The organism is Rhodococcus sp. IEGM 1318 (genome assembly GCF_033142465.1).
GTDB classification, from domain to species: domain Bacteria; phylum Actinomycetota; class Actinomycetes; order Mycobacteriales; family Mycobacteriaceae; genus Rhodococcus_F; species Rhodococcus_F qingshengii_B.
On record NZ_JAWLSC010000015.1, the window covers coordinates 52901 to 73971 of the forward strand.

Below are 21071 nucleotides of genomic sequence, written 5' to 3' on the forward strand. Positions count from 1 at the left end.
GAGGAAGTTCAGATGACGGGTTTCGACCGCGCAGAGCTTGACGAGATGGTCCAACGCTGGATCGAGGCGAACAAAAAGGCCGAAGCCGCCGGCGATTGGAAACCGTTGGCGGACATGTATACCGAGGACGCCACGTACGGGTGGAACTACGGGCCCAAGCAGGATTTCATGGCGGTGGGGCGCGAGGAGATTCGCGAAGTCGCGCTCGGTCTCGAGATGAAGGGCCTCGAAGGCTGGGAGTATCCGTATCAAGACTTTGTGATCGACGACCGTAGCGGAAACGTGATCGGCTTGTGGAAGCAGATTTCCGATGCCAAGCGTGAGGACGGTAGCAACTACTCCGTCTACGGTATCGGTGGTAGTTGGTTCCGCTACGGCGGGGATTTCCAATGGTCCTGGCAGCGTGACTTCTTCGACTTCGGGAACGTGTCGGCATTGTTCATGGAGATGATCGGCAACAATGCTCTCTCGAAGGGGATGCAGGGGCGGATCCAGCGATCGATCTCGGGCGACCCGCTGCCGGGCTGGTATCCGGTGGGCACCGCGCCGGTTTCGCTGTGGTGAGTCCGATGTCGGTGCGCGATTCCTTCGAGGCACTCTCGCAGCGCGACCTTGCCGTGCTGGTGCCCGAGTTGCTCCTGTGCGGGCAACTCATCGACCGCTCGGGCATGGCGCATCTGATCGTCGAATTCGGACGCGAGGGTATGGCACAGGTGGCCGTCGAGGAGTGGGAGTCGGCCAGCCCCTGGTACACCCGCCGCATGCAGAAGGCTCTCGGATACGAGGGCGACGACGTCGTGACGATTTTCAAAGGGCTACAACTCGACATCGGCGCGCCGCCACAGTTCATGGATTTTCGATACCGGGTCGACGATCCGCTGCATGGTGAATTCTGGCTCGATCATTGCGGAGCGCTCATGGACGTCGAGCCGTTGGGTGACGAGTTCGTCACTTCGATGTGCCACGACATCGAGGACCCGACTTTTGATGCGACTGCCATCGCGACCAACCCGCACGCCCAGATTCGCCCGATTCACCGACCACCGCGCAGACCCGCGGACCGACATCCGCACTGCGCCTGGACCGTTGCCATCGACCCGTCGCACACGCCGCCCGTGATGACTGCACACACCGAGCAGATCGGACGCACTGAAGCGGTGACGGTCGAGCTGAGCTCGATCGATCACGGAGGGGACGGTAGTTCGGACTATTCGGGGCCGTTGTTGTCTGACCTGAGGTTCTCCGACTTCTCACGTTCGGCCTTGGTTCGTATCGCAGAGGAGATCTGCGTGCAGCATCACTTGTTGGCGTTGGGTTTTCTGGCCGCGGTTCGCCGTCGTGTCGATGAGGACAAGGCGCGCGACATCACTCGGAAGCAACTCACGGGAATCGCAGGAGTGGCCGCACAGCGCATCAGAGATGCGCTCGGCCTTCCTTCGACTCTGGAATCGCTGGCGTTGGTCCTGTCCGTGCACCCCTTGCTGAGTCCGAAGCAGTACGTGGAGAGTGAGATTCGGCGCGACGGCGATGCTCTGGAGCTGTGGATCTCGAGAGAAGGTCTTGTCGACCGCGACGGCGGTTGGCCGACCTTGTTGGACAGTGGGCATCTCGATGCCCTCCAGGCGTTGGTTCGCGGAGTGAATCCGCACTTCACCGTGAGAGTGGTGGCCGAAGATGCCGCGGGGCTTCTTCTGGCCGTCGACATCACCGAAGCTCCCGCTCCGGAATGCGTCGAAGTCGCCATCACGAAGGTCAGTACCGGCGCGGCATTCGTATTCGAAGATCGCGGAATCCCCTTGCCTCTCTTCGTCGTCTGACCGGCCGAACCCGGAGGACTCAACCTATGGCGTACACGTTTGCAGACCTGTTCGAGCATTCCGTCGATGTGATGCCCGATCGCCTCGCGCTGATCGTTTCCGGCGAGGAGGTGACATACCGTGAGCTCGACGAGCGGGCCAACCGATTGGCGCATTACTTCCAGTCAGTCGGGTTGGGTGTCGGTTCGCACATCGGTATTCAGCTGCACAACTCGATCGAGGCGATGGTTGCTGTCCTCGCGGCCTTCAAGATCCGCGGCGTTCCGATCACGGTGAACTACCGCTACACGAGCGACGAATTGGTCTACCTGTACGAGAACGCGGATCTCACGGCGTTGGTTTTCCATCGTGGTTTCGCTGAGCGGGTCGCCGAGGCGTTGGTGGCCACGCCGCGGGTCAAGTACCTGATCGAGGCGGCGGACGAACTCGCTCTCGGGAACGAACCGTCGATTCCTGGGGCAGTGGCATACGCCGACGCGCTCGGCAACCAATCTCCGCTACGCGCAGGTGAACATGCATTTCCCGAGCGTTCCGGCGACGACGTCTATGTTCTCTACACCGGCGGAACAACTGGACGACCGAAAGGCGTCGTCTGGCGGCAGGAAGACATCTGGCGCGTGTTGGCCGGCGGTTACGACTTCTATTCGGGTGAGCCGATCGCCGACGAGTACCAGCAGTCGCGCGGTGGCGCCGCGGCAGCCGAACCCATGCGGTGGTGCATGCTTCCACCGCTGATCCATACGTCCGCGTTGATGCCGACGTTCAATGCGCTGTTCTCGGGCAACACCGTCATCTTCGAACCCAAATTCGATGCCGCACACGTCTGGCAGGTCGTCGCCGAATATCGGCCGCAGGTCATGGTCATCACCGGTGACGCCATGGGTCGTCCCCTGGTCGAAACCCATCGCGAATTGCAACCTGATGCGTCGAGCCTGGCTGTACTCGCATCCGGCGCTGCACTCTTCTCCGGTTCGGTCAAAGACGCGTTCTTCGACGTATTTCCGAATCTGATGATCTCCGATTCGGTTGGTTCCTCCGAAACAGGCTTCGGCGGAATCGGATTCGCAACCAAAGGTCTCGAGCAGCGCGGTGGCCCCAAAGTGGGAGCCAACAGATTCACTGTCGTCGTCGACGACGACAACCGAGTGTTGGAGCCGGGCTCGGGCGCCGAAGGATGGCTGGCGAAACTCGGCAACGTCCCACTCGGCTACTACAAGGATCCCGTGAAGTCGGCCGAGATATTCCGCGAGGTGAACGGCGCACGGGCAGTGGTGACCGGAGACCGGGCTCGGATCGAGGACGACGGCTCGGTCACCCTCCTCGGACGGGGAAACATGGTGGTCAACACCGGCGGCGAGAAAGTCTTCGTGGAAGAAGTCGAAGCAGTGGTGAAAGCCCATCCCGACATCTACGACGCGACAGTGATCGGTGTTTCGGACGAGCGGTGGGGCAATCGGGTGGCGGCTGTGCTTCGCATCCGCGACGGTGTGGAACCGGATTTCGAATCCATCGAGAAGCACGCCCGCAGTCACCTCGCCGGCTACAAGATTCCGCGTTCCTTCTGGATCGCCGACGACGTTGTTCGAGCGCCGAGCGGTAAACCGGACTACCGCTGGGCAAAGGAGTACTCGCACAGCCGAGACCCTGCCCATCGGATCGACTAGCGCTCGCACGCCGCACCCGGCCCAATCCGCAAAGGAGCATCTGCAATGCCTGAGATCGACCTTCCCGACGGGTTCGACGTGACCGACCCCCAGCTGTACGGCGAGCGCGTCCCGCTTGCCGAATTCGCCGAACTACGACGGTGCGCTCCGGTCTGGTGGAACGCGCAGGAACCGGGCACCGGCGGATTCCACGACGGTGGTTGTTGGGTGGTCTCTCGTCACGCAGACGTTCGTGACGTCTCGTTGCGCAGCGAGGAGTTCTCCAGCAATGTCAACGGCTGTATTCCGCGCCACGAGGACAACATCTCCGCTGAGGAGTTGGAGGCAACCAAACACGTCCTGATCAACAAGGACGCCCCCGAGCACACGCAGTTGCGCAAGTTGGTGGCGCGCTTGTTCACTCCGCGGTCGGTGGAAGCGATGCGGGCCGGGCTGGAAGCGCGGGCAGAAGACATAGCGTCGGCTGCCGTGGCGGAAGGTAGCGGTGATTTTGTCAGCCAGGTCGCCAGCGAGTTACCGATGCAGGCGATCTCGGAGCTGATCGGTGTACCGCAGGACGGGCGCCGTCAGCTGTACGAATGGTCGAATCAGATGACGGGATACGACGACGAGTCGCTCGCCGGCGAGTCTCGGATGGCGTCGGCGCAGATCCTGGGCTACGCCTATCAACTGGCCGAAGCGAGACGGGAGGAACCGCTCGACGACATCATCTCGCGCTTGGTGCATGCCGATATCGACGGGCAGAAACTCACCCCGGAACAGTTCGGTTTCTTCGTCATCATGTTGGCTGTCGCGGGCAACGAAACGACGCGCAACGCAACGACACTCGGCATGATGGCGTTTCTCGAGCATCCGGATCAGTGGGAACTGTACAAGCGTGAGCGTCCGCGCACCGCCGCGGACGAGATCATCCGCTGGGCTTCTCCGCTCACGTCGATGCAGCGGACAGCAGTGGTGGACACACAGATTGCCGACACTGCGATTGCGAAGGGGCAGCGTGTCGTACTGCTCTACGGCTCGGCGAACTTCGACGAAACCGTCTTCGAGAACCCCGACGTCTTCGACATCACCCGAGACCCGAACCCGCACCTCGCGTTCGGAGGAACCGGACCGCACTACTGCGTCGGCGCCAACCTGGCCAGAATGGAGGTCGATCTGATCTTCGGCAAGATCGCCGATCACATGCCCGACATCAGCAAGCTCGGCGATCCGAGCAGGCTCTCGTCCGGTTGGCTCAACGGGATCAAGGAATTCAAGGTCGACTACGGCAACTCCACGTCATGTCCTTCGGGGCATTGACGTGTACAGCGGAAGAGTTGCACTTGCGGGCCCGATGCGCGAACTCGGCCAGTTCTACCGGATGGGCGCCGATGTCGCGGTGGGCTTGTTCCGCACCCGCTTTCAGGTGCAGGAGTTTCTCGAGCAGAGTTGGATGATCGCCCGGGTGTCGATCGTGCCGACAGTGTTGGTAGCCGTGCCGTTCACGGTCCTGGTGAGTTTCACACTCAACATCCTTCTCCGCGAAATCGGTGCCGCCGACCTCAGCGGCGCCGGGGCCGCGCTCGGCGCCGTGACTCAGGTCGGTCCGGTGGTGACGGTGCTGATCGTGGCAGGTGCGGGCGCGACAGCCATCGCCGCCGATCTGGGATCGAGAACGATTCGTGAAGAGATCGACGCCATGGAGGTGCTCGGGATCGATCCGATCAATCGGCTGGTGATTCCGCGGGTGGTCGCGTCGACCGTGGTGGCTTTGCTGCTCAACGGACTCGTCTGCGTCATCGGCATCGCCGGCGGTTACGCCTTCTCGGTGTTTCTCCAGGGCGTGAACCCTGGCGCCTTCGTCGAGGGAATCACGTTGCTGACCGGCCTGCCCGAGGTGGCGTTGTCGATGGTCAAAGCTGCACTGTTCGGGATGCTGGCGGGATTGGTGGCCTGCTATCGCGGACTGTCGGTACGGGGTGGGCCGAAAGGCGTGGGAGAGGCCGTCAACGAAACGGTGGTGTACGCATTCATGGCGTTGTTCGTCGTCAACACCATCGTCACCGCGGTCGGCATCCGATTGACGGCGGGGTGATCGAGGTGACGCTGTCGGATTCGCTCGCACAAATCGGCAAGTTCGGACGCACGCGGGCGCGGGTGGCTCGAACGTCACGCTCGATCGACGACGTCGGGCGACAAGCTGTCTTCTTCGCGCGCGCCATCGCTCACATCCCGTGGGCAATTCGCAAACACCCGAAAGAAGTGTTGAGACTGGTAGCCGAGATCAGCATGGGCACCGGAGCTTTGGCAGTGATCGGCGGCACGGTTGCGGTCGTAGGATTTTTGACTCTCGCCTCGGGCGGCACCATTGCGATCCAAGGTTTCAGCTCACTGGGAAATATCGGAGTCGAAGCGCTCACCGGATTCTTCTCCGCCTTCATCAATGTTCGTATCGCTGCGCCGGTCATCGCGGGAATCGGCCTGTCGGCCACGATCGGAGCAGGTTCGACCGCGCAGATCGGTGCCATGCGCATCAGTGAGGAAATCGACGCCCTCGAATCGATGGCGATCAGTTCGGTCCCGTACGTCGTCAGCACCCGCGTCACCGCAGGGATGATCGCGATCTTGCCGCTGTACTCACTGGCGCTCGTAGGATCATTTCTGGCCGGACGATTCACCACGGTCGTGCTGTTCGGTCAGTCCTCCGGTCTTTACGACCACTACTTCACGACGTTCCTCGATCCGGTCGACGTCGCATGGTCCTTCGTTCAAGTGCTCGTGATGGCACTACTGGTGATGCTGATCCACACGTACTACGGATACAACGCGTCCGGGGGACCGTCGGGCGTGGGAACCGCAGTGGGCCGCGGGGTTCGGCTCTCGCTTATCTGCGTCGTTGCGGTGACCCTGCTCGTCTCACTCGCACTCTACGGCGGTTCCGGCAACTTCAATCTGTCCGGTTAGGGGGACTGCGTGCACAGATACGGCTACAAGTTGGCTGCGCTCGGCCTGGCCGCGGCGATCCTCGGGGTCATCGCCCTGGCGGTCGCGTCTTTCAACCAGACGTTTGTCCCCCGCGTGCCGATCACGGTGATTGCGGAGCGCGCGGGACTCGTGATGGATCCCGGCGCACGGGTGAAGATGGCCGGGGTGACGGTCGGCTCGGTGGAGTCCATCGCGCCGAACGACGACGCCACTGCACGACTGTCGTTGTCGATCGATCCCGGAGCGCTCGAGTCGATTCCGGCCAACGTAGAGGTGGCGATCACGTCGAATACAGCCTTCGGCGCGAAGTTCGTGAGTCTGTCCTCGCCGGAGCGGCCCGCGAGCACGCGCCTTGCCTCCGGGGCGACGATCGACGCTTCCCGGGTGACCGTCGAGTTGAACACCGTGTTCGAGAAACTGACCACCGTGCTCAGGACGGTGGATCCGGGCAAGCTCGATTCGACATTGGGCGCACTTTCGACCGCCCTGCAAGGACGCGGCGAGCGCCTCGGTGTCGCACTCGAACAAGCTGATACGTCATTGGCCGAATTCAACACTGCACGTGAGGCGCTCGATCACGTGCTGACCGACCTGCCGACCGTCACGCAGACCTACCGCGACGCTGTTCTCGACTTGATGGGCACCCTCGACTCGCTCACGACGACGGGAACCACTGTTCTCGACGAGCAGCAGAATCTTGATCTCCTCTTGCTCAACGTGATCGGGGTCGCCCGCACCGGAGAAGATGTACTGGGAGCCAACGCCGACGGTATCGACACCGTTCTGTCGTTACTGCGGCCGACCACCGCACTGCTCGAGGAATACTCCCCGGTGATTCCCTGCATGTTCCACGGACTGCAGGAGAGCAAGAAGATCGGCGACGGCGCCTACAACGGACAACCAGGAATCAAGATGTCGATCGGTCTGATCGCCGGAACCGAACCGTACCGATATCCCGACGACCTTCCGAAGGTCGCGGCAACAGGTGGCCCGCAGTGTATGGGCCTTCCACTGCGCGACCCGAACATCAATGCGCCTTACCTGGTGACCGATACCGGGGTAAATCCGTTTGCGCCCGAGCGTCAGCCGAATGGTGGGCAACCGATGAACACGGTCCCGGATCTGATGAGCTACCTGTTCGGGACGGAGATCCGATGAAAGTTCGTGGGTACACCGTCAAGTTCGGAATTTTTGTTCTGTTGATGATCCTCGTCAACGCCGGGCTGATCCTCGTGTTCGGCCAGATGCGAGGTGGCGACGCGAGGTCGTACTCGGCGGAGTTCGTCAACGCCTCCGGGCTCAGAGCCGGCGACAAGGTGCGCATCGCGGGTGTGCCGGTCGGTTCTGTCGGCTCCGTCGAATTCGGTGGGAATCACCGTGCCCACGTGAGTTTCAGTGTGGATACGGGTGACACCGTGACTGTATCGACCAGAGCCGCTGTTCGATATCAGGATCTGGTGGGTAATCGATACCTCGAACTGCTCGACGATCCGGGGATCGCGGAACCGCAGCCACAGGGCGAGAGCATTCCCGTCGATCGCACCGCACCGGCACTCGACCTCGATGCGCTACTCGGTGGTTTCAAGCCGCTGTTTCAAGCCCTGGACCCGGAGCAGGTCAACGCGTTGTCGATGTCCTTGCTCGAGGTGTTTCAAGGACAGTCCGGAACTGTGGCATCGGTGCTGGCGCACACCGGATCGATTACGAACACTCTCGCGGACCGCGACCAACTGATCGGTCGAGTGATCGGCAACCTCGACGGTGTGCTCAGTGAATTGCGCAGCCGCGGTGGTCAGTTCAGTGACACTCTCGATCACCTACAACAGCTGGTCAGCGGGCTCGCGGCGGACCGGGAGATGATCGGGACTGCCGTCGAGAGTGTGAACACCGCATCAGGCACCTTCGCCGATCTCCTCGCCGGAGTTCGCCCGGACATCGCTGGAAACCTGTCGAATCTGGACGCAAGCCTGAATCCGCTGATCGAGCAACAAAGTGAGCTCGATCGGATTCTCGCGTCCATGCCCTCGAACTACAAGCAGCTGATCCGAGTCGGCTCGTACGGGTCGTTCTTCAACTTCTATCTGTGCGGAATCGCACTGAAGGTCGACGGTGCCGACGGTATGCCGCTCACTGTCGACCTGGTGGATCAGACGACCGGAAGGTGCGCACCACGATGAGAGAGATGGCACAGAGCCAGGCCGTACGCGTGGGGGTCGTGGGATTGGTCGTCACGGCCGCCGTCGTATTGGCATCGCTCCAGTATCAGAATCTGCAGTTCCTGAAATCGGGTGTCGGGTACAGCGCGGTGTTCGCCGACGCCAGCGGTCTCGCGCCGGGAGACGAAGTCAACGCCGCCGGAGTGAAGATCGGAACGGTGGATCGGATCGAGGTCGAGCACGGACTCGCGCGCGTGGATTTCACACTGGAAGGCTCGATCGGTTTGGGAGAAAGCACATCGGCGGCCGTCACCACGATGTCGTTGCTCGGCAAGCGAGCGGTATCGCTCGATCTGGACGGTCCGGGAAGGATCGCGGTCGGCGGCGAGATCCCGGTCGAGCGAACAAGATCGGCGTACTCGCTGCCCGACGTGCTCGGTGACCTCACCACGACGGTCGAGGACATCGATCTCGACCAACTCTCCGAATCACTCGACGCAGTGGGGCAGGTGATGTCCGACAGTGCGCCGAACCTGAGGCCGGCGCTGGACGGTGTCGCACGGATCTCCGACAGCGTCAATAGACGCGACGACATGTTGCGCACCTTGCTGTCCGATGCAAACGACGTCGCCGGGACGCTGGCCGAGCGTGGACCACAGGTCAACGCGCTACTCGTCGACGGCAATGCCTTGTTGGGAGAACTGGATCGGCGACAGGCGGCGCTGGGGGAAGTGATCACGAACATCTCGGCGTTGTCGACCCAGCTAAGCGGACTCGTCCACGACAACGAGGCGCAATTGCAACCGGTCCTCGGCAAACTCGACACGGTTGTCGGCATTCTGCAGAACAACAAGGACAACCTTTCTCAGGGAATCGACGGTCTCGGTACGTACGTGGGCACGCTCGGCGACACCGTGGCCAGCGGTCCCTTCTATTACGCCTACGTCCAGAACCTGGTACCGGCGCAATACACCCAACCGTTGATCAACGCGATGTTCGGGCTACCACCTGCGCCGCTACCGATTCCGGAGGTTCGATGATGGGTGCCTTACGAGTTCGCAAACCGGTGAACTGGCGTCGAATCGGCGTCGTCGGTGGAAGCGTCGTCGGCGCGGCGATCGTCGTCGTGTCGGGATACCTTGCGGTGCAACATCTGCGCTACTACAACGTGACGGCGTACTTCACCTCGACGACCGGGCTGTACGTCGGTGACGACGTTCGTGTCGTGGGAGTCGACGTCGGTCACGTCACCGGTATCACCCCGCAAGGAGACCGGATGCGCGTCGAACTGACACTGGCTCGCGAGGTTCCGGTGGCCCGAGACGCAAAGGCGGTGATTGTTGCGCAGTCTCTGGTCTCGGCTCGCTTCGTGCAGTTGACGCCGGCGGTGACGGACGGCGCCGACGCGCTGTCCGACGGTGCGGAGATCGGGCTCGACCGCACGGCTGTCCCGGTGGAATGGGACCAGATCAAGGAACAGTTGGGCCGGGCCGCGGATGCATTGGGCCCGAGCGGAGACGATCGGGGGCCTGCCGCCAACTTCCTGGACGGTGCCGGATCTGCACTCGCGGGCAATGGTGAAGCTCTGGGACGCTCGGTGACCGAACTCTCGGAGGCGATGAGCACGCTCGACGAAGGCGGCGCCGACCTGTTCGGCACGATCCGCGGTCTGCAGACTTTCACCACTGCACTCGCGGCAAGCGATGAACAGATCGTCCAGTTCCAAGGTCGGCTGGCGAATGTCACGAGTGTGCTCGCCGAGAGCCGGACACAATTGGCGCCTGCTCTTGCCGATCTGGACGCCGCCGTCGGCGACGTGCGGCGATTTGTCGAACAGAACCGAGTTGGACTGACGGAGCAGGTCGCGAAGTTGGCCGACGTGTCGCAGGTACTGGTCGACAAGCGTGCGGGCCTGGAGAAGGTTCTGCACCTGGCTCCGACGGCGTTGTCGAACTACTACAACGTCTACCGGCCGGCTCAAGGAGCAATGGTAGGTGTGCCTGCATTTCAGAACGTGGGTAATCCGATCGACTTGATCTGCGGCGGAATCGCCGGTCTGGCCAACGACACCTCGAAGAAGGGTGCGGATTTGTGCATCGAATACCTCGGCCCGTTGCTCAACACGATCAAGGCGAACTACCCGGATCTGAGCCTCAATCCGACACGGGCGCTCGGCGCGTTACCGGATCAGTTGATGTACAGCGAGCCTGATCTGAAACCTGCTGCGTTGGGCTTTCCGACCATGCCCCCGGCGCCTGACCTGGCCGGACTGCTCATGCCGTCGACGGAATCCCGATGACTACCCGGAGGTGGGTGACAGTGTGTCTGGGGGCGAGCACCGTGCTGGTTCTGACGGGTTGCCAATGGAGCGGGCTGAATTCGGTTTCGCTGCCAGGCGCGGCTGGGCGCGGTGAGGGGAGTTTCGCAGTCGTGATCGAGATGCCGGACGTCACGTCGATCAGTCCCAACTCTCCGGTCATGGTCAACGACGTGACAGTCGGAAGTATCAGTGCGATCGAGACCGACAACTGGCACGCACGGGTGACGGTTGCGCTCGACGGTTCGGTGTCGCTGCCCGCCAACGCGACTGCCAAGATCGGCCAAACCAGTCTGCTCGGATCCAAACACGTCGCGCTCGCGCCGCCCACCGAGGTGGCGCCGGAAGGGCGGTTGTCGGAGGGATCCGTGATTCCCCTTGCATCGGCCAGTGTCTATCCCACCACCGAGGAAGCGTTGACGGCACTGTCATTGGTCCTCAACGGCGGTGGGCTGGCCCAGATTCACAGCATCACCACGGAACTGAACACTGCTCTCGGCGGACGGACGGATGCGGCGCGCGACCTGCTGAGCCAGATGGACACCGTGACCGAGACACTCGACCGTCAACGCGAGGCGATAGTCACGACCATGGAGAATCTCGACGTGTTCGCCGGCGAGATCACGGCTCAGCGAGACGTTCTCGGTGAGGCGTTGGAGACCCTTGATCCGGCCTTGGCGGAACTCAGCGCCCAACGCGTCGACCTGACCACCGCCCTCGATGCGGTCGGCAGGTTCGGGGACGTCGGGACCGATCTGGTCGACCGGACCCGCGACGATTTGAAAGCCAATTTGAGCGCCTTGGAATCGACGCTGCAGAAGGTGGTCGAAACAGGACCGGACCTGATCAACAATTTGGGCAACCTGAGTACCTTCCCCTTCCCCCAGACGACCATCGACGACGGAATGCGCGGCGATTACACCAATCTGTGGGCGCTGATCGACCTCACGAGTAATCGTCTCCGGTCGGGGCTCGGCTTCGGCACTCCGTTCGGGGCGCCGCAAACTCCGGTGGAGAACAGAATACTGGTCGATCCCTTGACCGCTCCACTTGGAACAGGGCAGGCCGGCCCACTTGAAACAGGGCGGACCGCCCAGGGCGGTGGGCGATGATTCTCACGAAGTTGGTGCGCAGGCAATTGACGATCTTCGCGATCCTCGCAGTGATAGGCATGAGCGCGGCGGCGATCTCGTATCTGAGAGTTCCGACGATGCTCGGAATCGGGCGTTATACGGTGACTGTCGAGCTGCCCGACGCCGGTGGCCTCTATCGGAACGCGAACGTGACGTATCGCGGCGACACCATCGGTCAGGTCAGGTCGGTGCGTCTCTTTCCGGGAGTTGTGCGAGCCGAATTATCCTTGGAGAGTGCGGTTCCCGTTCCCTCCCGCGAGCTGACGGTAGCGGTGCGAAGTGTGTCGGCCATCGGCGAGCAATACGTCGACATGCAACCGAGTACCGCTGACGGACCCTTTCTGGCCGACGGAGACGTGATCGGCCCTGGGGCTGTCACGATCCCGACCGAGATCGGACCGGTCCTCGATCAGGCACAGGCGATGCTCGCATCCGTACCGCAGGACAAGTTGCGATCGGTGATCGACGAGTCCGCGGCAGCGTTCGGTGGCAGGGGAGAGGACCTGGCACGTTTGCTGGATTCGACCACCTCGTTCGTCGATCAGATGTCTGCCGCCACAACCCCGGCCACGACGCTCGTACAGCAGTTGGATCCGCTCCTTCAGACCCAGGTGGTGACGGGCGACCAGATCCGCCAGTGGGCGTCCAGTGTCGCTCAGCTCAGTGGGCAGTTGGAGGTCGCCGACGGCTCCGTGCGCAATATCCTCGAGACCGGACCGGGCTTCGCGACTGAAGCCGACCTGCTGTTTCAAGGCCTCAAACCCACTTTGCCTGTGCTGCTTGCCAATTTCACCAGCACCGCTCAGGTGGCTTTGACGTACAACGCCGGGTTGGAGCAGGTGCTCGTCATCTTGCCGCCACTGGTCGCGGCACAGGAAACCGTCGTACAACGCGGGCAGGTGGACGGCGCCGCGAACGTCAACTTCCATCTCCAAGCGCAGGACCCTGCGGCCTGCTCGACCGGCTACCTTCCGGCCGATCAGCGACGAGACCCGACCCAGATGAGCGTCCCGGACATCCCGGCCGACTTGTACTGCAAAGTTCCGCAGAACTCGGTCTTCGCCGTTCGTGGATCTCGGAACATTCCCTGCATGGAGGTACCGGGCAAACGAGCACCGAGCCCGGAGATCTGCCGGAGCCCCGAAGCGTACGTGCCGTCGGGGACCAATGCGCCCGGCGAGTTGTACACCGGGCCTGACGGAGTCGACTATCAACACACGGAGTTGGCTCCGGCTGACTCCGGTCCGGGGGAGGGTGAGCCGTGGCAACAGTTGCTGACGCCGACGAATCGCTGAGAGGTGAGGTGCTGGATCCGGTCGGAGGGAAGCGCGGTGTACTCACTGCCCTGGTCTGGATTGCACTCGCGGCTCTGAGCGTCGTTGTGGTCTTCGGTTGTCTGGCTGTTCGATCGGACCGCGCGCGAGAGTCCCAGCGTCAAGAGTTCGTCGACGGTGCTGTCGCAGGAACCCTTGCTCTGATCGACGTTCACTCTGCCACGCTCGACGAGGATCTCGCGGCGCTGAAGTCGCTGACTACGGGGACTTTTGCAGACGAACTGAAGACCGGTGAATCTGCGTTCGTCGCATCGATCCGTGATTTCGCCGTCGATTCCGACGGTCGTGTTGACACCGCAGCCCTGGCATCGGAATCCGGAACCTCGGGGGTGGTACTGATCGCGGCATCGGCTCAGGTCGGCAATTCGGCGGGAGAGTCTTCGGCGCGAACCTACCGTCTTCGCGTCGGTGTCGAAGAGGTCGACGATCGGGTACTGATGTCGAGTGTGGAGTTCGTCCCGTGAAGCGCGCGGTCTTGGCGTTTGCAGCGCTGATCTTGGTGGGAGTCGGCGGGACTCTGCTCTGGAGTCACCACCGTTCGGCAGCCGCTGAAACCGCACGTGTCGAGGTGATCGGTGTGGCGCCGATGCTCGTCGAGAATCTCTTGAGCTACAACAGCGACACGGTGGACGAGGATCTTGCACATGCTGCCGAGGGCGCAAGTGGAACATTTCAGGACCGCTTCGCTGAATTCGGATCGAAAACCGTTGCACCCCAGTCGAAGGAGCAAGGAATCAGCACGAAGGCGCTAGTAGTCGATGTCGGAGTGCTCTCCGCTGCTGCAGACCGAGCGGAATTGCTCCTGTTCGTCGATCAGATCACGACGAGTATCGCGCGGCCGGCACCAGCGTCGACGTCGAGCCGAGTCGAGGTGACACTCGATCGAGTCGACGGCACATGGCTGGTGAGTGCCATGACCCCCATCTAGTGAAGGTTGTCGCGGCCCGCCATGATCAGCCTGGCAGTGACTTCGAGCCGGTCTGCGATCTGCGAATAGGACTCGTAACCCATGCCGGCTCGGACAAGCGCTCCGGACCAGGAGATTTCGAGTGCTTCGAGTACGTCGGGATCGTATGACGGCCCCAGCGCCTCGATGAGCCGCTCGCGGATGTTCTTGCCGATACGTCCCCGAAGGTGTTCGACGTCGGGATCGTTGCCCATCATCGCCGTGGTCACGGCCGCGGCCAGCTCCGGTTCGTCGGAAACGAGGAGTGCGACGCTTCGAAGGACCGAGCAGACCTGCGCTTCTCGTTCCGCCTCGGGGGAGGGCTCGTGCGGTACCGCGTCGAGTCGGCGCCAGAACAGTTCTGCCACAAGGTGACTCTTGGACGAAAAATAGGTGTACGCCGTAGCCGCGGCGACACCGGCTTCCGCTGCCACCATTCGCACAGTCAGATCGGCAAACCCTTTGTCGCGCAGGACCGTGATCGCTGCCGCGGTCAATCGATCGACGGTTTCGGCTTGCTGCTGGGTCAGTCGGCGGCGAGTGGACTCGAACTTGGTCTTACCAGACATGTGTCCAGACACTACGGGATCGGACCCGTGCGAGCAAAGTGTGCGCTATCGCCGCTCGTTTCTCGCTCCCCGCTCGGTGTCATGTCTCGCTCCCGCTCGGTGGGAGAGAATTTCGAACCCCCGCGATCGCTAAGTCCATGTGTTAGAACGATTTCTAGAACATGTTCGGAAATTGTGCCCAGAATCAGAGAGGCTGACGATGACGAAGTGGGACGAGACGTGCGACGTACTCGCTGTGGGATCAGGCGGTGGACTCACCGGCGCGTACACGGCGGCCCGCGAAGGCCTCGACGTCATTGCGATCGAAGCAACCGACAAGTACGGCGGAACAACGGCGTACTCCGGCGGCGGCGGAATGTGGTTCCCGTGCAACGCTGTTCTCCGCCGCGGTGGCGACGACGACACCATCGAGGATGCACTGGAGTACTACCGATCAGTGGTGGGTGATCGTACGCCCGCCGACGTTCAGGAAGCCTACGTTCGAGGTGGCGCCGGGTTGATCGACTACCTCGAAGAGGACTCGAACTTCGAATTTCAGATACTGCCGTGGCCTGACTACTTCGGTGAAGAGCCCAAGGCTCGAGCGAGCGGACGGCACATTGTTCCCAAGCCGATGAACGCGAACAAGCTAAGTGCGCTTCGTGATTCGCTTCGTCCGCCGTTGGCGACGGAACGGCTGGGGGAGGAGTTGCCGAAGTACCTCGTCGGTGGACAGTCGTTGATCGGACGATTCCTGTTGGCGCTTGCGGAACTCCCGAACGCCACCATGCATCTGAAGACCACACTCGAGGAGTTGGTTGTCGAGGAAGGAGTGGTGGTCGGAGCCGTCGTCGACCGAAATGGAAGGCGTCGAACCATCCGGGCACGCAGAGGAGTGATCCTCGCCGCCGGCGGATTCGAGCAGAACGAGACCATGCGTGCCGAATTCGGTGTTCCCGGATCCGCTCTCGACACGATGGGCTGCCCCGGCAACCTCGGGAAGGCGCACCAGGCGGCGGTCGCCGCGGGTGCCGACACCGACCTGATGGGCGAAGCTTGGTGGTCGCCTGGACTCACCCATCCAGATGGGCGCTCCGCGTTTGCGCTGTGGTTCACGGGCGGAATTTTCGTGGACGACAACGGTTGTCGGTTCGTCAACGAATCTGCGCCGTACGACCGCTTGGGCCGCGCCGTAATCGAACACATGCGGGCTGGGAAAGTGACCACTCCGTATTGGATGATTTACGATAGCCGGGAAGGTTCAGTGCCACCGGTGAAGGCACCCAACGTCCCGTTGGCTCCGTCGGAGCAGTACGTGGATGCCGGATTGTGGAAGAGTGCCGAGACACTCGAAGACCTTGCCTCCCAGATCAATGTTCCCGCGGAGAATCTGGTGGAAGCCGTGAAGCGGTTCAACGCATTGGCGGCAACTGGCGTCGACACGGACTTCGGTCGAGGAGATACTGCGTACGACCGAGCCTTCTCGGATGGCGCGTCGCCACTCGTCCCGATAGATCAGGGACCGTTCCACGCCGCTGCTTTCGGTATCTCCGATCTTGGGACGAAAGGTGGTCTACGTACCGACGCGACCGGGCGCGTGCTGAAGGCTGACGGGACGGCTATCGCGGGGTTGTATGCGGCCGGAAACACGATGGCAGCGGCCAGCGGGACGGTGTATCCGGGCGGTGGAAACCCGATCGGTGCGAGCATGCTGTTCAGTCACCTGGCTGCGCTGGACCTGACGAAGCCGCCGTCGTAGGCAACAGTCGCTCGTTTCGGGGCTGGCTGGTCAGGCCTTGCCGAGTCCGGCGGCGATTCCCTTGTCCAGTTGGGTGAGCATTGCCGTACCCAGGGACGAAAGCTGGGCAACTTGGCGATCATCGAGGCCCTCGAAGAGCAGGCCTTGGACAGACGCGACGTGAGGTGGCGCGGCCGCGACAACCTTTGCCATGCCTTCGTCGGTGAGTACCGCGTTGGATCCACGGCTTCCCCGGATGACTTCCCGTTTCATCCAGCCGGCCTTCTCCATTTTCGTGATGACGTGAGAGAGACGGGACAGGGACGCGTTCGCGCGCTGCGCCAGTACCGACAACTGGAGTTTGTGGTCGGGGGCGTCCGAGAGTGCGGCCAGCACGAAGTACTCGAAGTGTGTGAGTGCCGAATCTCGTTGCAGTTGAGTGTCGAGTGCGGCCGGCAACCGAGTCACGAGAGCGATCAGTGTCAGCCAGGCTTCCTGCTGCTCGGCTGTGAGCCACTTCGTCTGAGACTGCGCGTCGGTCTGCGCGGTCGGTTCACTCATCGGTGACTTCTCCTTCGGGTCGAGCATTCTTCGTGCACGGAGCGTGCTGGTGTACAGCGTCTCAGACGCATGTCCAGAAGAATCTTGCGGGGAATAGTTGCGGGACGAAAGTGTTGAGTTCTATATTAGGTTGAACCTTCAACTTGACGACGAATGTCTATCCCGAGGAGTCCGTATGTCCACCACGACAATGCCTGCGCTGTATCTCAGCCACGGTGCTCCACCCCTGGTGGACAGTGCGTTGTGGGTCGAGCAGTTGGGAGCGTGGGCCGGCGATCTTCCGAGACCGACGGCAATTCTCGTCGTCTCGGCGCACTGGGAATCAGCACCGCTGACGATAGGATCGACGACAACGGGGACCCCGCTCATCTACGACTTCGGCGGTTTTCCCGAGAGGTTCTACCGCGCGAAGTACAACTCTCCCGGCGCTCCGGACCTCGCCGCACAGGTTGCCGCATTGATGCCGGACAACGAACGGGTGGTTCAGCAGCCGAATCGGGGCCTCGATCACGGTGCCTATGTGCCGTTGACGGTGATGTACCCGGATGCAGACATCCCGGTTCTGCAGATTTCGCTGCCCACTCTCGACCCCGAGCGTTTGCTCCATCTCGGTGAGCGCCTACGGCCCCTCCGCGAGCAAGGTGTGCTGATCGTGGGATCCGGATTCACCACGCACGGCCTACCGTTCCTGCGCGATCCGTCGCCGGTAGCGCAGGCCCCGGGATGGTCGGCGGAATTCGATGCGTGGGCAGGGGAGAGGTTCGCTGCCGGCGACGTCGATTCGTTGATCGACTTCCGCGCCCAAGCTCCCGGGATGCCGTACGCGCATCCGACCATCGAGCACTTCGCCCCGTTGTTCGTCACGCTCGGTGCGTCGTCCGATCCGGAACAGGTGCCCACCCAGGTGATCGACGGATTTTGGATGGGACTTGCGAAGCGCTCGATTCAGGTCGCCTAGAAATTCAGGTAGCCCAGAGAATCAGGTTGCCCAGGGAAGTCAGTTCCGATTGCGAAGGAACTCGAGTGCCTGGTCGCCGTGTGTGTTGGCGCGCAGCTCGCTCGAGATGACTTTGAGAACGGTGCGGTCGGTGTCGATCACGAAGGTCGAGCGTTTGACGGGAGCCAGCTTGCCCAGAAGCCCGCGCTTGACGCCGAACTGTTCGGCTACGGCGCCGTCGGTGTCGGCAAGCAAGGGGTAGTCGAACGACTGTGCGGTTGCAAAGGTGGACTGCGCTTCGACCGTGTCGGTACTGATGCCGGCCCGCGAAGCGCCCACTGCGGCGAATTCGCCGCCGAGGTCTCGGAAGTGGCACGCCTCGGCGGTGCACACCGGCGTCGAGGCTGCCGGGTAGAAGAAGAGGACCAGGGGTCCGTTCTCGAGCAGGCTCGTCAGCGAGCGCGGAGTTCCGTCCTGGTCGGGCAGCGAGAATTCGGGAGCGAGTTGGCCTGGTTTCATTCGGCCGAGGTTACCCGCGCACGACGCCCGCGTGGGGGAGCCTGGGATGATGGAGCCATGCACGGCGAGCCCACCTCCATGTCCGCACGGTCGTCCGACACCGCGATCGTCGGTGACGCGTCCGATTCCACCACCACTCGGGAGCAGTTCCGTGCTCTCGCAGCCGAGCACCGGGTCGTTCCGGTCACTCGGAAAGTGTTGGCGGACTCCGAAACTCCGCTCTCGGCGTACGAGAAGTTGGCCGGCAATCGTCCCGGCACCTTCCTGCTCGAGTCGGCCGAGAACGGTCGTTCGTGGTCGCGGTGGTCGTTCATCGGCGTCGGAAGCCCGGCAGCACTGACTGTCGTGGACGGAGAAGCCGCTTGGTACGGCAATGTTCCCGCCGGCGCTCCTGCCGGCGGCGACCCGATCGATGCGCTCGGTGCCACCCTTGAACTACTTCGTTCGGAACGGCTGCCCGACCTGCCGCCTCTGACGGGTGGGATGGTCGGATTCCTCGGCTACGACGCGGTTCGGCGACTCGAGAAATTGGGTGACTCGGCGGTCGACGACCTGCAGATACCCGAGATGGTCATGCTGCTGGCTGCCGACATCGCTGCCGTCGATCATCACGAAGGGGCGATCACCCTCATCGCCAATGCCGTCAACTGGGACGGTACCGACGAGCGTGTCGACACGGCGTACGACGACGCGGTCGCCAGGTTGGACGCGATGACTCGCGCTCTCGCGGCGCCGGCGAAATCGACCGTCTCGACCTTCTCGAAAGCGACTCCGAACTACCGCCGTCAGCGCACCACCGAAAGTTTCGGTGTCGACGTCAAGAAGCTGATCGGCGACATCGAAGCGGGCGAGGCATTCCAGGTAGTCCTCTCGCAGCGATTCGAGATCGATTGCACTGCAGCGCCGATCGATGTGTACCGGATGCTGCGTGCGTCGAACCCCAGCCCGTACATGTATCTGCTCAACGTGCCGAACGGTGATGGTGAGACCGCGTTTTCGATCGTCGGTTCGAGCCCCGAGGCACTGGTCACGGTCGCCGAGGGTGTCGCGACCACGCACCCGATCGCGGGAACCAGATGGCGCGGTGCCACCGAGGAGGACGACATTCTGCTCGAGAAGGATCTCCTCGCCGACGAGAAGGAGAACTCCGAGCACCTCATGCTCGTCGATCTCGGGCGAAACGATCTGGGTCGTGTCTGCCGCCCGGGCACGGTGAAGGTGCACGACTATCGGCACATCGAGCGTTACAGCCATGTCATGCATCTCGTCTCGACCGTCACCGGTCATCTGGCCGAGGGAAAGCACGCTCTTGACGCGGTCACCGCATGCTTTCCCGCTGGAACCCTGTCGGGGGCGCCCAAAGTGCGGGCAATGCAGTTGATCGAAGAACTCGAGCCCACCAGGCGGGGTATCTACGGCGGCATCGTCGGCTACCTCGACTTCGCCGGCGACGCCGACACCGCGATCGCTATCCGAACGGCATTGATCAAGGACGGGGTCGGATACGTCCAAGCGGGCGCCGGCGTCGTGGCCGACTCGGATCCCGTGTACGAGGACACCGAGGCCCGCAACAAGGCGATGGCAGTACTGAGCGCCATCGCGTCGGCGCACACCCTGCGCACCATCGGAGGTGACGATCAGTGAGTGAAAACGAGTCGACCGCAGCGCAGCAACCTTCAACCGGACGGCCCACAGGTACTTCGCGTGGAACGGCAGTGCCGAGAACGCTTCTACTCGCATTGGCGGCGGCTGCTCTGTGGGGCAGTTCGCGAATGACGTGGGTTCATCTGACTTCGAGTGACGGCAAGACGCTGGAGCGGACGACGGACCTCGACGGCAGCACGTGGGCGGCGGCGATGACTCCACTCGCGCTTGCGCTGCTGGCGGCGATCGCGGCTTCGTTTGCGGTGCGAGGTTGGGCCCTGCGGGTAGTCGGATTGTTGGTGGCACTCGTCGCAATAGCGGTTGCGGTTCCAGCGGTGCAGTTGTTGGTTTCCGGAGCTTCTGCGGATCGAGCGGTGGAGTTGGCCGAGTTGTCCGGTCACCCTGAAGACCTCTCGACGACTGTTTCGGTACTGCCTGCCCTGCTGGCCTTGGTCGGAGCGGTGGCGGCGCTCGGTGCGGCAGTGCTCCTGATGCGCAAACCTCCAGTGCGAGGCGGGTTGTCGTCGAAGTACGACAACCCCGCTGCGCGTCGGGAGGCGGCCGCAAAACTGGGCAAGGCTGACACCGCCGCATCGGACGAGCCTGTGACGCAACGGATGTTGTGGGACGCGCTCGACGCCGGAGAGGACCCGACTGTCGCCGACGGGGACGACGGAGCCGGGGGCGACAGCGGTGTGAAACCGCGTTCGTCGCACTGAATAAGACTGAAGCCTCACCTGCGTGGGTACCCCGACGGAGTAGCAAAATTTCGTCCCACTAGGCTGAGACCACC

The 21071-nt window shown here is 62.5% G+C and carries 21 protein-coding genes; 18 read left to right on the forward strand and 3 right to left on the reverse strand.

Annotated elements, in window-relative coordinates; translation table 11 throughout:
- The first annotated feature begins 12 nt into the window (after window positions 1-12).
- From R4P65_RS27985 to R4P65_RS28050, 14 genes are read left to right on the forward strand one after another with little or no spacing between them, the layout of a single operon-like run.
- Window positions 13-564, forward strand: a complete 552-nt coding sequence (locus tag R4P65_RS27985) for a hypothetical protein (protein WP_007728648.1) — start codon at window positions 13-15, stop codon at window positions 562-564.
- Window positions 565-569: 5 nt separating this feature from the next.
- Window positions 570-1817: a hypothetical protein gene (locus R4P65_RS27990; protein ID WP_317828935.1), complete on the forward strand. Its 1248-nt coding sequence runs from the start codon at window positions 570-572 to the stop codon at window positions 1815-1817.
- 26 nt (window positions 1818-1843) lie between these two features.
- Window positions 1844-3481, forward strand: a complete 1638-nt coding sequence (locus tag R4P65_RS27995; protein ID WP_317828936.1) for an acyl-CoA synthetase — start codon at window positions 1844-1846, stop codon at window positions 3479-3481.
- Window positions 3482-3526: 45 nt separating this feature from the next.
- Window positions 3527-4780, forward strand: a complete 1254-nt coding sequence (locus tag R4P65_RS28000; protein ID WP_317828937.1) for a cytochrome P450 — start codon at window positions 3527-3529, stop codon at window positions 4778-4780.
- A 34-nt stretch (window positions 4781-4814) separates the two neighbouring features.
- A complete protein-coding gene (locus tag R4P65_RS28005; RefSeq protein ID WP_021344419.1) occupies window positions 4815-5555 on the forward strand; it encodes an MlaE family ABC transporter permease in 741 nt (246 codons plus the stop codon).
- Window positions 5552-6424: an MlaE family ABC transporter permease gene (locus R4P65_RS28010; protein WP_003944051.1), complete on the forward strand. Its 873-nt coding sequence runs from the start codon at window positions 5552-5554 to the stop codon at window positions 6422-6424. Before R4P65_RS28005 ends, R4P65_RS28010 begins: the two co-directional genes overlap by 4 nt.
- Before the next feature lie 9 nt (window positions 6425-6433).
- A complete protein-coding gene (locus R4P65_RS28015) occupies window positions 6434-7603 on the forward strand; it encodes an MCE family protein (protein ID WP_317828938.1) in 1170 nt (389 codons plus the stop codon).
- On the forward strand, window positions 7600-8622 hold the full coding sequence (locus R4P65_RS28020; RefSeq protein WP_317828939.1) for an MlaD family protein: 1023 nt from the start codon (window positions 7600-7602) through the stop codon (window positions 8620-8622). The genes R4P65_RS28015 and R4P65_RS28020 overlap by 4 nt, the downstream gene beginning before the upstream one ends.
- A 5-nt stretch (window positions 8623-8627) precedes the next feature.
- Window positions 8628-9641 (forward strand): MCE family protein, encoded by a 1014-nt coding sequence (locus R4P65_RS28025; RefSeq protein WP_050794052.1) that lies wholly within the window; start codon window positions 8628-8630, stop codon window positions 9639-9641.
- The gene (locus R4P65_RS28030) at window positions 9641-10900 is read left to right on the forward strand and encodes an MCE family protein (RefSeq protein ID WP_317828940.1); all 1260 of its coding nucleotides are present in this window, start codon (window positions 9641-9643) and stop codon (window positions 10898-10900) included. The genes R4P65_RS28025 and R4P65_RS28030 overlap by 1 nt, the downstream gene beginning before the upstream one ends.
- Window positions 10897-12030, forward strand: a complete 1134-nt coding sequence (locus R4P65_RS28035; protein ID WP_317828941.1) for an MCE family protein — start codon at window positions 10897-10899, stop codon at window positions 12028-12030. Before R4P65_RS28030 ends, R4P65_RS28035 begins: the two co-directional genes overlap by 4 nt.
- Entirely contained in the window at window positions 12027-13346 is a 1320-nt protein-coding gene (locus tag R4P65_RS28040; protein ID WP_317828942.1) for an MlaD family protein, read from the forward strand. The genes R4P65_RS28035 and R4P65_RS28040 overlap by 4 nt, the downstream gene beginning before the upstream one ends.
- Entirely contained in the window at window positions 13313-13849 is a 537-nt protein-coding gene (locus R4P65_RS28045) for a hypothetical protein (RefSeq protein WP_317828943.1), read from the forward strand. The genes R4P65_RS28040 and R4P65_RS28045 overlap by 34 nt, the downstream gene beginning before the upstream one ends.
- Window positions 13846-14313, forward strand: coding sequence for a hypothetical protein (locus R4P65_RS28050; RefSeq protein WP_317828944.1), 468 nt, complete (start codon window positions 13846-13848; stop codon window positions 14311-14313). The genes R4P65_RS28045 and R4P65_RS28050 overlap by 4 nt, the downstream gene beginning before the upstream one ends.
- Here the strand turns inward: R4P65_RS28050 and R4P65_RS28055 are convergent.
- Entirely contained in the window at window positions 14310-14900 is a 591-nt protein-coding gene (locus R4P65_RS28055; protein ID WP_003943994.1) for a TetR/AcrR family transcriptional regulator, read from the reverse strand. The genes R4P65_RS28050 and R4P65_RS28055 overlap by 4 nt on opposite strands.
- Window positions 14901-15099: 199 nt before the next feature.
- On the opposite strand from R4P65_RS28055, the gene R4P65_RS28060 reads away from it, so the two are divergent.
- Window positions 15100-16638 (forward strand): FAD-binding protein, encoded by a 1539-nt coding sequence (locus tag R4P65_RS28060; RefSeq protein ID WP_317828945.1) that lies wholly within the window; start codon window positions 15100-15102, stop codon window positions 16636-16638.
- A gap of 30 nt (window positions 16639-16668) precedes the next feature.
- On the opposite strand, the gene R4P65_RS28065 is transcribed toward R4P65_RS28060, so the two are convergent.
- The gene (locus tag R4P65_RS28065) at window positions 16669-17178 is read right to left on the reverse strand and encodes a MarR family winged helix-turn-helix transcriptional regulator (protein ID WP_317828946.1); all 510 of its coding nucleotides are present in this window, start codon (window positions 17176-17178) and stop codon (window positions 16669-16671) included.
- Between the two features lie 175 nt (window positions 17179-17353).
- Here R4P65_RS28065 and R4P65_RS28070 point away from each other — a divergent pair, with 175 nt between their 5' ends.
- Window positions 17354-18136 (forward strand): class III extradiol ring-cleavage dioxygenase, encoded by a 783-nt coding sequence (locus R4P65_RS28070; RefSeq protein WP_317828947.1) that lies wholly within the window; start codon window positions 17354-17356, stop codon window positions 18134-18136.
- A gap of 39 nt (window positions 18137-18175) precedes the next feature.
- Here R4P65_RS28070 and R4P65_RS28075 read toward each other — a convergent pair whose 3' ends face one another.
- Window positions 18176-18634: a peroxiredoxin gene (locus R4P65_RS28075; protein WP_230813286.1), complete on the reverse strand. Its 459-nt coding sequence runs from the start codon at window positions 18632-18634 to the stop codon at window positions 18176-18178.
- 57 nt (window positions 18635-18691) lie between these two features.
- Between R4P65_RS28075 and R4P65_RS28080 the strand changes: the two genes are divergently transcribed.
- Both R4P65_RS28080 and R4P65_RS28085 read left to right on the forward strand, forming a co-directional pair.
- Window positions 18692-20278 (forward strand): anthranilate synthase component I, encoded by a 1587-nt coding sequence (locus tag R4P65_RS28080; protein WP_230813285.1) that lies wholly within the window; start codon window positions 18692-18694, stop codon window positions 20276-20278.
- A 71-nt stretch (window positions 20279-20349) separates the two neighbouring features.
- Window positions 20350-20997, forward strand: coding sequence for a TIGR02234 family membrane protein (locus tag R4P65_RS28085; protein WP_317828990.1), 648 nt, complete (start codon window positions 20350-20352; stop codon window positions 20995-20997).
- Window positions 20998-21071 lie beyond the last annotated feature (74 nt).

Excerpts from the sequence above, each read along its gene's own strand:
- R4P65_RS27985 (WP_007728648.1), top strand. The coding sequence starts at position 13 with ATGACGGGTTTCGACCGCGCAGAGCTTGACGAGATGGTCCAACGCTGG.
- R4P65_RS27990 (WP_317828935.1), top strand. The coding sequence starts at position 570 with ATGTCGGTGCGCGATTCCTTCGAGGCACTCTCGCAGCGCGACCTTGCC.
- R4P65_RS27995 (WP_317828936.1), top strand. The coding sequence starts at position 1,844 with ATGGCGTACACGTTTGCAGACCTGTTCGAGCATTCCGTCGATGTGATG.
- R4P65_RS28000 (WP_317828937.1), top strand. The coding sequence starts at position 3,527 with ATGCCTGAGATCGACCTTCCCGACGGGTTCGACGTGACCGACCCCCAG.
- R4P65_RS28005 (WP_021344419.1), top strand. The coding sequence starts at position 4,815 with ATGCGCGAACTCGGCCAGTTCTACCGGATGGGCGCCGATGTCGCGGTG.
- R4P65_RS28020 (WP_317828939.1), top strand. The coding sequence starts at position 7,600 with ATGAAAGTTCGTGGGTACACCGTCAAGTTCGGAATTTTTGTTCTGTTG.
- R4P65_RS28025 (WP_050794052.1), top strand. The coding sequence starts at position 8,628 with ATGGCACAGAGCCAGGCCGTACGCGTGGGGGTCGTGGGATTGGTCGTC.
- R4P65_RS28030 (WP_317828940.1), top strand. The coding sequence starts at position 9,641 with ATGGGTGCCTTACGAGTTCGCAAACCGGTGAACTGGCGTCGAATCGGC.
- R4P65_RS28035 (WP_317828941.1), top strand. The coding sequence starts at position 10,897 with ATGACTACCCGGAGGTGGGTGACAGTGTGTCTGGGGGCGAGCACCGTG.
- R4P65_RS28040 (WP_317828942.1), top strand. The coding sequence starts at position 12,027 with ATGATTCTCACGAAGTTGGTGCGCAGGCAATTGACGATCTTCGCGATC.
- R4P65_RS28055 (WP_003943994.1), bottom strand. The coding sequence starts at position 14,900 with ATGTCTGGTAAGACCAAGTTCGAGTCCACTCGCCGCCGACTGACCCAG.
- R4P65_RS28060 (WP_317828945.1), top strand. The coding sequence starts at position 15,100 with ATGACGAAGTGGGACGAGACGTGCGACGTACTCGCTGTGGGATCAGGC.
- R4P65_RS28065 (WP_317828946.1), bottom strand. The coding sequence starts at position 17,178 with ATGAGTGAACCGACCGCGCAGACCGACGCGCAGTCTCAGACGAAGTGG.
- R4P65_RS28070 (WP_317828947.1), top strand. The coding sequence starts at position 17,354 with ATGTCCACCACGACAATGCCTGCGCTGTATCTCAGCCACGGTGCTCCA.
- R4P65_RS28075 (WP_230813286.1), bottom strand. The coding sequence starts at position 18,634 with ATGAAACCAGGCCAACTCGCTCCCGAATTCTCGCTGCCCGACCAGGAC.
- R4P65_RS28080 (WP_230813285.1), top strand. The coding sequence starts at position 18,692 with ATGCACGGCGAGCCCACCTCCATGTCCGCACGGTCGTCCGACACCGCG.